The sequence below is a fragment of the Treponema sp. OMZ 790 genome (assembly GCF_024181285.1).
Classification (GTDB): Bacteria; Spirochaetota; Spirochaetia; order Treponematales; family Treponemataceae; genus Treponema_B.
The window spans coordinates 1,886,801-1,899,184 of sequence record NZ_CP051201.1; the positions used below are offsets into that span (position 1 = coordinate 1,886,801).

Annotated in this window: 14 protein-coding genes; 5 read left to right on the forward strand and 9 right to left on the reverse strand. The window is 36.5% G+C overall.

The features are described from left to right. Positions 1-120 precede the first annotated feature (120 nt). The 4 genes from E4O01_RS09170 to E4O01_RS09185 form a co-directional block, all read right to left on the reverse strand. Positions 121-579: a leucine-rich repeat domain-containing protein gene (locus E4O01_RS09170; RefSeq protein ID WP_371819647.1), complete on the reverse strand. Its 459-nt coding sequence runs from the start codon at positions 577-579 to the stop codon at positions 121-123. 9 nt (positions 580-588) lie between these two features. Beyond that, positions 589-816 (reverse strand): hypothetical protein, encoded by a 228-nt coding sequence (locus E4O01_RS09175; RefSeq protein WP_253691889.1) that lies wholly within the window; start codon positions 814-816, stop codon positions 589-591. A gap of 66 nt (positions 817-882) precedes the next feature. Then, on the reverse strand, positions 883-1,107 hold the full coding sequence (locus E4O01_RS09180; protein ID WP_253691890.1) for a hypothetical protein: 225 nt from the start codon (positions 1,105-1,107) through the stop codon (positions 883-885). A 265-nt stretch (positions 1,108-1,372) separates the two neighbouring features. After that, positions 1,373-1,846, reverse strand: a complete 474-nt coding sequence (locus E4O01_RS09185) for a hypothetical protein (RefSeq protein ID WP_253691892.1) — start codon at positions 1,844-1,846, stop codon at positions 1,373-1,375. A gap of 149 nt (positions 1,847-1,995) precedes the next feature. On the opposite strand from E4O01_RS09185, the gene E4O01_RS09190 reads away from it, so the two are divergent. Next, the gene (locus tag E4O01_RS09190; protein ID WP_253691893.1) at positions 1,996-2,271 is read left to right on the forward strand and encodes a helix-turn-helix domain-containing protein; all 276 of its coding nucleotides are present in this window, start codon (positions 1,996-1,998) and stop codon (positions 2,269-2,271) included. Between the two features lie 135 nt (positions 2,272-2,406). Beyond that, a complete protein-coding gene (locus E4O01_RS09195) occupies positions 2,407-3,585 on the forward strand; it encodes an ATP-binding protein (RefSeq protein ID WP_253691894.1) in 1,179 nt (392 codons plus the stop codon). Between the two features lie 134 nt (positions 3,586-3,719). On the opposite strand, the gene E4O01_RS09200 is transcribed toward E4O01_RS09195, so the two are convergent. From E4O01_RS09200 to E4O01_RS09210, 3 genes are read right to left on the reverse strand one after another with little or no spacing between them, the layout of a single operon-like run. Continuing rightward, complete coding sequence (locus E4O01_RS09200) at positions 3,720-5,216, reverse strand: NAD(P)-dependent malic enzyme (RefSeq protein WP_253691895.1); 1,497 nt, start codon at positions 5,214-5,216, stop codon at positions 3,720-3,722. 49 nt (positions 5,217-5,265) lie between these two features. After that, entirely contained in the window at positions 5,266-5,862 is a 597-nt protein-coding gene (locus E4O01_RS09205; protein WP_253691896.1) for a shikimate kinase, read from the reverse strand. A gap of 33 nt (positions 5,863-5,895) precedes the next feature. Beyond that, entirely contained in the window at positions 5,896-6,318 is a 423-nt protein-coding gene (locus tag E4O01_RS09210) for a hypothetical protein (RefSeq protein ID WP_253719235.1), read from the reverse strand. Between the two features lie 169 nt (positions 6,319-6,487). Between E4O01_RS09210 and E4O01_RS09215 the strand changes: the two genes are divergently transcribed. Then, complete coding sequence (locus E4O01_RS09215; RefSeq protein WP_253695204.1) at positions 6,488-8,101, forward strand: ATP-binding protein; 1,614 nt, start codon at positions 6,488-6,490, stop codon at positions 8,099-8,101. 9 nt (positions 8,102-8,110) lie between these two features. Here the strand turns inward: E4O01_RS09215 and amrA are convergent, their stop codons facing one another. Next, positions 8,111-9,517, reverse strand: a complete 1,407-nt coding sequence (gene amrA, locus E4O01_RS09220; protein WP_253691898.1) for an AmmeMemoRadiSam system protein A — start codon at positions 9,515-9,517, stop codon at positions 8,111-8,113. 92 nt (positions 9,518-9,609) lie between these two features. On the opposite strand from amrA, the gene E4O01_RS09225 reads away from it, so the two are divergent. After that, on the forward strand, positions 9,610-10,512 hold the full coding sequence (locus E4O01_RS09225; RefSeq protein ID WP_253691899.1) for an ankyrin repeat domain-containing protein: 903 nt from the start codon (positions 9,610-9,612) through the stop codon (positions 10,510-10,512). Between the two features lie 34 nt (positions 10,513-10,546). After that, complete coding sequence (gene queA, locus E4O01_RS09230; protein ID WP_253691900.1) at positions 10,547-11,590, forward strand: tRNA preQ1(34) S-adenosylmethionine ribosyltransferase-isomerase QueA; 1,044 nt, start codon at positions 10,547-10,549, stop codon at positions 11,588-11,590. An 11-nt stretch (positions 11,591-11,601) separates the two neighbouring features. Here queA and E4O01_RS09235 read toward each other — a convergent pair whose 3' ends face one another. After that, positions 11,602-12,177, reverse strand: a complete 576-nt coding sequence (locus E4O01_RS09235; RefSeq protein WP_253691901.1) for a TetR/AcrR family transcriptional regulator — start codon at positions 12,175-12,177, stop codon at positions 11,602-11,604. Positions 12,178-12,384: the final 207 nt, after the last annotated feature.

A 12,384-nucleotide genomic window follows, 5' to 3' on the forward strand; every position in this document is an offset into this window, starting at 1 on the left:
TTAATCTATTCATTTTTGGATTCAAAAAAATCATTACCGGCATCACCGCCCTTATTTCCGTTTATTTTTATTCCACCACGTTTAAAATTCTTATTTAAGGTCTGTCTGCCGAAACATATATCAAAAGTTATTGCTATAACCTGCATCAATCAATTTTTTTCTAATTTTAATAGGAAGTTTCCTACACCCTACAAAAGCTGTCGATTGTATTGGACAGAAACCTATATTTTCTATATCCTTTAAATTTATACAATTTTCGCAAAATCTAGATGGAATTTGATCCAAAAATTTAGATAATCTAATATACTCTAATTTTTCACAATTACCAAAAGCCCACCAATCAATTTTTTTTACAGAATCAGGAATAATCAGCCTTGCAATAGCTGTATTATAAAAAGCGTATTCACCGATATATTCTAAACCATCAGGTAAAATAATAGTTTCTAATGGACTATCACAAAAAGCTTTATTACCAATATATTTTAGAGAACTTGATAGTATTATTTTGGTAAGAGACGAATTTCTAAAAGCATCATTATTAATTCTAACAATTGAATTAGGTAATATTATAGATTTTATATAAGAATTTCAAAAAAAACAATATTCTCCGATTTCACCTATTGGATAGTCATCTATTTTTTCAGGAATAATTACTTTCATCTCCTTACCAGTATATCGTGAAATAACAATATAATTTTTTTGAGCATTAAAAATATACTCAAAAGAATCTATCCCAATATCCGTATTATCAGAATATAGTTTCATCACGGATATAAAAATATATAAAAATGTAACCATAAATTTAATTTTGTACATTATATCTCCCTACTACAATTTTCATCGATGGGGGAGATTACTCCCCCTTAATTAAAGGTATTTATTTTAATGTTTCAATTCTGTAGCTTTAGATGAAATAATCTTAAAATACCCTCTAAATTTTGCATTGTATTTACTTTCAGCGATTGCTTCTGCTTCTTTTGCTGAAGATGCATTTACTTTGAAATAATCACTGTGATACTGGTATTGGCCTGAGGGTGTCATTCTCTGACCTTTTACAAGAACACCAAATAATGCAAACATAAAAAGAAAAAATAACATTTTTTTCATTTTCTTATCTCCTATAAAGATATCATCAATTTATAAAAATACAAACCAACAAGTGTTATGATCATAACAAAAATCAAATTAGATATTTGCTATTTCCGACTACATTGCAAATAGTTAAGATGTTAACTTTTTGCCATAAATTAACATGTAATATTAACTCATATACATATCCTCCTTAATGCGGCTATAAATACCAATTTAGTACTAATAAATATTTTTAAAAATATTTATATCCACAATATACTTGCAACTAGATTTTACTATGTCATAGTAAAATCTTAATTAGCCCAAAAAACATATCATCTTCACCATCGCCTATTTTAATATTTTTTATGTATTCGGTAGTAATGTCCTTTTGAGCCGATTGAAAATTGTAGTCATTTAAAATATTTCCATTTATAATCCAATATAAAAATGCAATAAACCGGATCCAAAATAAAGGAATACTATATTGCCGGCCCTCTTTTACAGCATTATTTAAGATTTTTACTACAATGCAATCTTTTTCAGATGAGTAATTAGGATCATCCAAGTGATTTTTTATCCATGTCCGAGGAATTCCTTCATATTCTCCTTCAAAAGACTTCATAATTTCGTTCACAAGTTCCTTTGTTTTTTTCCAAACTTTTTCTGAACCGATTGTCGGATTAACTCCTGAAACTGTACAAACACGTTTGTAGATATCTACAAGCATACTTCCATATGCTTGATCCATAATGTCAGTAATTTTATTACCCATAATGATCCTCCTTGATATAAATAATATCAATTTCTATAAGCTATAAGCTTATAATATCATAATATTTTATAATCTTTAAACTCATTGTAAAATAAAATAATAGCTAATAACATATATTTATGACCTTACAAGAGATTTTTATTAGCAATTTGAGAAGAATTAGAAAAGAAAAGCACATTACTCAGGAAAACCTCGCAGAATTATGTGATACTAATACAGCCTACATCGGACAAATAGAAACTCATAAAAGATTTCCCTCTATAAATTTTATAGAAAAAATAGCTTCTGCCTTGGAAGTAGAAGCTGATGAATTATTTAAGAACCATAAAAAAGATAAATTATCTCCTTCCCTTAAACAAGAATTACATGATGAACTTATAAAAGAATTTGACAAATTTCTTTCCAAAACCTTGGAAATATTTTAATAAGCGTCTCAATTTATATATTGTTATATAAAATAAAAACTCTTGACAAAAAACCATGTAAATCATATAATTAACTATACGATTTACATGGTTTTTACAGAACAAATTGAAAAAAGGTTTTAAAATGGGTATTTTATGAAAAAAAAGCTTGTCAAAAGGCATATTATAAAAAAATTAAAGCAATTAGCAGCCTCTTTTCCGATAGTTGCATTAACAGGCTGCCGGCAATGCGGAAAATCGACCCTTCTAAAATACCTTTTCCCTGATTGGAAGTATATTTCGCTTGAGGATTTGGATATAAGGCAGTTAGCCCAAAAAGACCCGCGGTATTTTTTAAGCCTTTACCCGGAAAAAGCTATTTTTGATGAGGTGCAGCGTGTTCCCGATTTATTTTCGTATATTCAAACTCATACGGACTCACTCGGTAAAACCGGCATTTATATCCTCTCTGGTTCGCAAAATTTTTTACTTATGCACTCGATATCCCAAACTCTGGCAGGAAGATGTGCAGTTTTAAACATAGCAACCTTTTCAATACAAGAATTAAAAGAAGCCGGCCTTTTAATAGAAGATATAGACGAATGTTTATTTACCGGTTTTTACCCTCGTATTTACGACCAAAAACCTCAGCCGCAAGATTTTTACCGTTCTTATATTAAAACCTACATTGAGAGGGATGTAAGAGATTTAAAAAACATAAACGATTTATCTTCTTTTCATAAATTTATCCGCCTTTGTGCAGGAAGAACCGGACAAATATTGAACCTTACAGAGCTTTCAAATGAGGCAGGGATCTCCGTCATAACTGCCCGTTCTTGGCTTTCCGTGTTTGAAACGAGCGGTCTGATTTTTTTCTTAAAGCCATACTCAAAAAATTACGGAAAAAGACTCGTGAAATCTCCCAAGCTTTATTTTTATGATACGGGCTTGGTTTGTTCCCTATTGGGAATAGAAAATGCAGAACAAGTAGGTACGCACTACTTACGGGGAGGAATTTTTGAAAACCTCATTATAAGCACTTATTACAAAAATGAATTTTTTAAAGGAAGAGAAAGCGAAGCTTTTTATTGGCGCAATTCCAACGGTCTTGAGATCGACTTAATATTAGAAACAATCTCAAATGGAAAACCGCTTCTTAAAATATACGAAATAAAATCTTCTGCCACAATGAACGAAAAATTCTTTTCCTCCATAAAGAAATTTTGCTCTATAAGCGGTAGCGAAATAAAAAACTCAAATGTAGTTTACGCAGGAGATATTTCCCTTCCGGCAACTGACGAGCACGGTGCTTATATTTCATGGAAGGATTGGTAGGCCGGGAACTATAATTCTAAAATAGTTTTCAATGCTCAGTTTTCAATAAAAAAACCGTCCGAATCTTTTGAAGTTTCAGACGGTTTTGCACTATAGAATTTTCTAAAGATTTTCAGTTTTTAAAAAAAGCCTGTTTATTTTCTGTTCTTTTTAATCTGCTCAACGGCATATTCTAAGGCTTTTTCGTAGAACTCCTGAGGAGGTTCTTTGATGAAGTTCTTTTCCATCAACATCTTGGTCAAGGAGCGGCTTTCTTCGATATCTTTTTTTGCTCGCTCGTAAGCTTCTTCCCATGTCATGGTTACGCGGGCCAAGCCTTCTTTGATAGCCTGCATTGCAACGTCGGCAGCTTCAACAGCGAAGACATCCTCATCCTGCATTGTAACTACGATATTGTCGGGATTGATTCCCTTCTTTTCAGAGTAGTCTGCGATCGAGTGAGAACAGCGGATTGCCATTCCGTCGGAAATCTTTTTGGCTCTTACCAAAAGAGCTCCCTTTAAGATACCGGGGAAACAAACCGAGTTGTTTATCTGGTTCGGGAAGTCTCCGCGGCCTGTTCCTACGATATAGGCACCTGCGGCCTTGGCTTCATGCGGCCAGATTTCGGGGATGGGGTTTGCACAAGTGAAAACGATGGCCTTTTCGTTCATCGAAGCGACCTGCTCCTTTGTTACAGTGTTGGGACCGGGAGTAGAAAGAGCTATTAAAACGTCAGCACCCTTCATAGCCTCATCAAAGGTTTCTATCTTTTTGGGGTTGGTCTTTAAACAGAGTTCCCACTTTCGGTAGTAGCGTTTATCTTCTTCTATGTCTTTGCGGCCGGAATGTAAACCGCCCCTTGAATCGCAGATTATCATGTTTTCAGGCTTTCCGCCGTCAGCCAAGATAAGACGGGCGATTGTCGTGTTTGATGCCCCTGCTCCCAAAAGAACAATCTTACAGTCTTCCATTTTTTTACCGGCAAGTTTTATGGCGTTCAAAAGACCTGCGAGGGTTATACAGGCGGTTCCCTGAGCATCATCGTGCCAGACGGGGATTTCGCAGACCTCTCTCAAGGTATCTAAAACCTTAAAGCAATCGGGCTGCTGAATATCTTCGAGGTTTACGGCACCTACTGAAGGTTCAAGCATTCTGACAAAATCGATAATCTTGTCGGGATCATGCTTTCCCACCTTTACGCCCCGTTTTTCTTCTTCGTCAACTCTTACAATAGAATCGATACACAGAGGATAAGCGTCAACGCCGCCTAAATATTTCATCAGCATGCACTTGCCTTCCATAACTCCCAAGCCTCCGGGAGGGGTGCAGTCGCCGTCGCCTAAAACTCTTGTAGAGTCGCTTACAACAGCAACCAAGTTACCTTTGTTGGAAAGAGCAAAGGACTTTTCATTGTCATCGCGGATCGAGGTAGAAACAGCAGAAACGCCCGGTGTGTACCAAACATTAAACCAGTTAAACCCGTATAAACCGCATTTGGGGACAGTCTGGAGCTTTCCGCCGTAAAAAGTATGGGTCAAAATTGACAGCTTTTTTAAAAAATGCGTCTTAGCGAGAGCCTTTTCATCATCCGTAAAATCGGACGGGAATAATTCAGTAATGGAGTTCAACTCCTTATTAATGCTTTTCATACTTCCAATGATAACATAAGAAGCGAATTTTATCAAGCCGTAAATTTATTTACAAAAATGAAATTATTGTCTCCGCTGTTTTTTCCGGGGAAAGATTTTTCGGATTTATGGAAAATGAAGCCAGCTCTCGATAAATTTTTATCCGCCTTTCATATACGGCAAAAAAACGGTCTTCCGCATCTTTTTCATCTTTAATATTTTCTCCCAAAAAGGCAGGATAAAAACCTTCTTTGTGTTCAGCCGCTTTTATTCTATAAAAAATTTCGGCAGGCTCGGTGTCGATTAAAATTATTCGGGGAAAATCTTTTAGTTTTTTAATAAGAATTTCGTTTTCGGCATAACCTCCTCCCGTGCTGACAACAGCGTTTTTCTCATCACAGATAACGGCGTTTTCGTTACCAGAGAGAACGGCGTTTTTCTCATTGGAGCAGGACGAAAAGTTTTCGATTATTTTGTTAAAGCATTCCAATTCTTTTACTCGGAATTTTTTTTCTCCATGAGCTTTATAAAGTTCTCTTATAGTTTTATCGTAAAGATCTTCCATAAAAGAATCGGTGTCTATAAAGGAGGCTTTTAATTTTTTTGCTAAAATCTTTCCTGTTTCGGTTTTTCCTGCCCGGCTCATTCCGATTAAAAATATAATCATTAAAATATTTCCTTTGAAATAAATTGGTTTAAGTTAATCCTTTTTAATTTTGCGTAAAATAAGAAGCTCGCCCAATTCGCCGGAATACGGCTTTCTTTGAGCGTTTAAAAATGAAAGAGAGCCGTCCGCATTTTTTATAAAAAATTCGCTCGGGACACTTTGTTCAAAATACAAAATAATAATTCCGTCCTTTGCTATAAGCCACTTGCCATAAGAAATTTCAGGCTCCGTTCTTCCTTCTTTAAAAAGCAAAACCCTTGCAGTTTGATCGGCCTTAAATTCCACAGAATAGCTTGTAATTCCGCTTCGCGATGAAGGCAGGTCCATAATATAAACACCCAAAAATGGGTCTTCCGGCTTCTCTTCGATTAAAACCTCAGGCGTTTCCAAGAGTTCGGCAAGTCTGCGGCTCTTACACGAAAAAACACAGAACAGGGTACAGAAAAAAAATATCAATAATTTAAATTTTCGAGTTTTAATTTTTTGCTCCTCGAGTTTTCTTGTTTAAGTATAACCTATAAGCACATTCGATTCAATAGAAGCGGAACCTTATTTCGACGGCCAAGAATACTAAATTACTAAATAATTGACAAGCTATCCTGCTTATGCTAGACTATTAGTTATGATGGATTTTAGTAGAAAACTGCCTATAGGCGTACAAAGTTTTAAGGTAATACGTAATGATAATTTTCTCTATGCAGATAAAACGGAACTTGTGTATAAGTTAGCTTCATCAGGACGTGTTTATTTTTTAAGCAGACCGCGCCGATTCGGTAAGAGTCTCCTTCTTTCAACACTAGAGGCATACTTTTTAGGGCAAAAAGAATTATTCAAAGGTTTAGCCATCGAGAAATTGGAAGAAGCCGAAAAAGAAAAAAGGGAAATCTGGCAGGAATACCCCGTTTTTCATTTGGATTTTAATGTCGGGAAGTATAGCGGTATTGAAGATCTCAATGAAAGGATTAATTTTTTGCTTAAAAATATAGAAAAGCAATACGGCATAATGCATGAAAACACTGCGGCTTTCGGTCTAAGATTTGAAGCAGCAATAAAAACCGCTTACGAAAAAACCGGCAAACAGGTTGTCGTCTTGGTGGATGAATACGATAAACCCCTCCTCCAAACAATGAGTGTAAATGAAAAATTAAATGAAGAATACAGAGCCGTGTTAAAGGCTTTTTATTCCGTATTAAAGAGTTCCGACCAATATATCCGTTTTGCATTTTTAACCGGAGTTACAAAATTCAGCAAGGTAAGTATTTTCAGCGATTTAAACAATCTCCGTGATATAAGCATGGAAGAAGACTTCGGCTGTATTTGCGGGATTACTCAAGAAGAACTTGAAAAAACCTTTCAACCTGAAATTAAAATTCTACAGGAAAGAGAAGCTTGCAGCTATGAAGATATCTTACTAATGCTAAAGCAAAGATATGACGGCTATCTTTTTAATCAAAACAGTATAAATGTATATAATCCCTTTAGTTTGCTGAATGCCTTTGCAAAAAAAGAACTGGGTAATTACTGGTTTGAAACCGGAACTCCCACCTTCTTGGTAAACTATTTAAAAAACTATTCATACAATATCCCCGACCTTGACGGAAATGTAGAAATGGATGCATCAGGTCTATCCGACTACAGGGCAGAATCAGGCTCGGTAATACCTATCTTGTTTCAAGCAGGATACCTAACGATAAAGAGTTATGATAAATTGGTACGGCTTTATAAATTGGGCTTCCCGAACGATGAGGTACGCTACGGATTTTTATATAATCTTTTCCCAAGTTATTGTAATGTAGTATATGCAGAAGGGCCTTTTTGTATAGCCCAATTTTATAGGGATATTATTGCAGGACGGGTAGAAGATTTTATGCAGAGGTTAAAGTCGATAATGGCAAGTCTTCCATATAGCAATGTAAAAAAAGACAGTAACGAAAACCTTGCTTTAAGGGAGTATAACTATCAGATCTGTATTTATCTTGTCTTTGCCCTGATGGGACAATTTGTCGAGGTGGAAATACCTTCATCAAAGGGGAGAACTGATTGTGTTGTAAAAACCGGCACGGCAATTTATATCTTTGAGTTTAAACTAAAAGAAGATGCAAAAACCGCTTTAAATCAAATAAAAGAGAAAAACTATGCCGAAAGGTTCAAGGCTGATAATAAGCAGATAGTGCTTATAGGTGTCAGTTTTGATCCTGAAGAAAAAACCGTCGGGGAATGGATTAAGGAAGAAATTTAAAACCTCTTCTTACTCATGTCTTATAACTTCAAAGCGGTACATAGTATAAGGTTCTTCGGGACTTATACCGCCCTTTTGAAGAGCAATGGCAAGCTGCATACCCACGGAATCGATGCCTTCAAGGTTTGGTAAAAGAAGCCCGGTGCGGGAACCTGATGAAACTATCACGCCGAAACGCTTTACATCCAAATCCGAAACGGATTTTATTTCTTCCGGTTCTGAAAGAATATCCACAGAGCAGATAATATCGTTCATTTCGGATAAATCGACAGGCGGAAAACGCGGATCATTTAAGGCGGCTGATACGGCATTTTTAATTATCTCTTCCTTTATAGTCCTTTTGGTAGGCATAATTGTTCCTATACATCCGCGAAGCGTTCCTTTTTTTTTCAAACATACAAAAACACCGGCCCTGTCTGCAGGAATACCTCTTATGCTTTTATGTTTTAAAAATTCCTTGTGCTTTAAATAGTAGGTAATACTCTTCCTTGCAAGCTTTATATATGGGTCCTTAGTTTGAGAATCAGGCAAGATAAATTTCTTTTTTCCGTTAAAAACTTCTTCAGATTCTTCATCATCTTCTTCCTGCCTTATAGATTCAACCTTAAACCGGGCTACACCATATCCGACACCGAAGGGCCCCTCATAAGAAAGCAGCTCTTGAGAATATTCATAGCAGGATAAAAGGCCTGACAATATCAAGAAAGAATTTAAGCCGCACTCTCCGGCTCTTTCAGCCAAGACAGGGGACATTTCGGCAAATTCGGAAAGACAGCCCTTTTCTATAATTCTTACAAACTCCTTATCGAATTTAGGTCCTTCAGGAGCAAAACCGTAAGGCCCTGTAGAAAGAAGCCGGTGAGAAAGATCTCCGCTTGCAACAAAAACAGATTTGCATTTTTTTTCCTCTATAATTTCGGAAAGAATTGAACCGAATTCTTCGAGCATTGCACTCAGCATAATTCCGTAATTTATATGAACAAGAGAAAAATTTAAAAATTCTGAAGCTATAAAATATAAAGGAACAAAGGAGCCGTGATCGAGGCTCATATCTACAGCCGCATATGGGAAACCGATTTTTTTACATTTTTTGATTATACCTTTGACTATGTCGGAATTATTATTTGCAGAAAAATGTAAATCCGGACATCCGAATTGAGCCATGCTTCCTTCTATCATAGGAGCCGTATTTATTGTAACAGCGCCTCGGTGCATTTTTGCATGAGGGGTTATTATGATAATTGTTTCAGGCTCTATTTTTTTTACCTCTTCAGCAATCTTCTTTAAAGCCTTGGAGGTGGAAGCTATTTTCTTTTCTTCTCCCCTTCCTATTTCGGGAATTATAATTGGAGGATGAGGGGCAATATATGCAGCCTTTAAATTAGTATCTTTTGAACAAAGTTCTTTTTTACTCATAGAATCATTATAATATAGTTTTTATAATTATATCAATAGATTTGTTCTGATTCTATTTACTTTTTTTGAATAAGAATATATACTTAGCCATTATGAATGTCGCTATTTTCTATGATGAAAAGAAAAAAGACGCAGCGATGGCCATCAAAAATATAATCATATCCCACGAATGCGATGTAACCTTATACAATGAAGATGAGATATGGAAAGATGAAAACTTAAACACGCCGCGCCATATTATGAAAAACATTACGCATGTTCTCTTTATTTACAGTAAAAATCCGGCTGCCTATTTGGGCTTTATGTTTTTTTCGGGCTATGCTACAGGTTTAAACCTTCCGGTTCTTGTACTGGAAGAAAACGAAAAACTTGAACTGCCTAAAAACTTTTTGCGTTCTTTCGTTATGCTGACAATTAAATCATTTGATGCCTATTTTGAGGTAGAAAAAAGGCGCTTTAACGAAAACCTGCTCAAAGAGCAAGCCCGTACAAAATTATTGGAAAGCGGTTACTCCCTATTTATTCCGAATTATGTGCGCGCAGTTAAAAACAACGAGAAAGAAATCGTCGGTCTTTTTATAGATGCAGGTTTTGACCCTTCACAAAAGGATTCCCTCGGAACGCCGGTTCTGTCTCTTGCAGTAAGAAATAAATGTTTAGAAACGCTTGAGCTCCTCCTCGAAAAAGGTGCCGCTATCAACCTTTGTGCGGAAGACAGAAACTACTCGGCCTTGATGGATGCGGCTCAAATCGGATACGGAGAGGCGGTACAAGCCCTTCTCGAAAAAAAAGCCGATACCAACATTCAAAGCAAGGACGGACAAACAGCCCTAATTCTTTCGGTAGGCCGCCGTGAAGCCGATATCGTGGAAATGCTTGTAAAGCACGGAGCCGACTGTAATATAAAAGACGGCCTAGGTATGTCCGCCTTGGGATATGCAAAACTTTTCGGGGATAAGAAAATCTTATCCTTGTTCGGCGAACAAACAAACTAAAAATACTTTAAAAATTTACCTTGTATGGAAGACTATGCTTACAAAAGAATTTAACTTTGACTTACCGGAAGAGCTCATAGCTCAATCGCCTTCAGAAAAAAGAGGCGGAGACAGGCTTTTAATTTTAGACAAACAAAGCGGGAAACTTGAAGACCGCCTTTTTACGGAGCTGCCAGATCTTCTCCCCAAAAATGCCCTGATGATTTTTAATAATTCGAAGGTGCGCCATGCCCGCATTTATGCAAAAAGCAAAACAAATGCAGTGTGCGAATTTTTAATGATTAATCCCATGAAGGGCTCGGACGGTTCTCTTTGGCAGGTAATGGCAAAAAAAGCAAAACGTCAAAAACCCGGAAAAACCTTTTTGTTTGAAGACGGAACTGAAGCCGAAATCATCGAGTCCGAGATATCTCTCGAAAGCGAATTCCGCTGTATGAAATTTAACAGAATCATCGATGACGAGTGGCTCGATAAATACGGCCACATGCCGCTTCCGCCCTACATTCACCGAAAGGACACCGAAGAAGATGCCGACCGCTACCAAACCGTCTATGCCGAAATATACGGCTCGATTGCAGCGCCCACTGCCGGCCTTCACTTTACCCGGGAGGTGCTTTCAAAAATACGAGATAAAGGAATCGAGATTGAATATGTAACCCTCCATGTCGGGCTCGGCACCTTTCTTCCGGTCAGGGCAGAAAGAATAGAAGACCATAAGATGCACACCGAGCATTTTTTTATTTCGGAAGAAACGGCACAAGCTGTTGAAAAAGCAAAAAAGGAAGGAAGGCCCATCATAGCCGTCGGAACGACCAGCGTGCGCACCCTCGAATCCGCATGGGATGAAAAAAGAAACAAACTAAAAAGAGGGCATCAGGCTACCGATATTTTTATTTACCCCTCGTATAAGTTTAAACTGATAGACAAGCTTTTTACGAATTTTCACACCCCCGAATCGAGCCTCGTAATGCTGGTCTCAGCCCTCGCCGGAAAGGAAAATATTTTTAATGCCTACCGCCACGCCGTCGAAGAAAGATATAAATTCTTTTCGTATGGGGATGCGATGCTGATTTTGTAGGGTGTGAGGAACTAATACAACATCTTACATGCGGCGTGTATTAACTTTTTAGTTACCTCATCGGTAACTTTCGGATTTAATTTAGTCAAATCGGAAGTGCCGATAACAATTATTGTAAATGCGTCCGCAAACAAAAGAAAGTCTTCAAGCGTTTTTGAAGTCGCAAGTTTTTCCATCATAAATTTTCCGTTTTCCTTTGTTTGTTCATTCCTATTATCAAGTAAGCCGTATTTTTTTTGCAGCTTATTATACTCGGCTTGTGAAAGTAATCGGTAAAGATTGAAATGCGAAATAGTATCAATCAAATATTGTTCCATAGCTTCAAAGGGTATGCCTTTCGGGAATTTTTCCGCCAGCGATAAAAACAGGTTAAAAGCTTCCTCTTTTCTTTTTTTGATGAGCCAAATGATAAATTCATCCTTACTTTTAAAAAAATTATAAAACGTTCCGGTTCCGATACCGATGGCTGCGGCAATATCGGAAACTTTTAATTTTTTGTATCCATGAGTTTTAAGTAAAACATATCCTTGCTCATAAAATTTCCGTATTAAAATTTCCCGTTCTTCTTTTGTAAAATTAGCCGGCATTTTTCCTCCAGAAAAGTTTTTTACATAACAGCGAGGCAGTATTTCTGATGAGCTGTTTATCACATCCTCCAGAAAAACTTTTTGCAGTATCCATTATAGCAGTTATTTTAAAAAAAATCAATCAATGAATATAAAATTGTAAGAATTCATTGACAAATTATTTAAAATATGATATATTCACTTTCAATGAATTTATTATTAAAAATA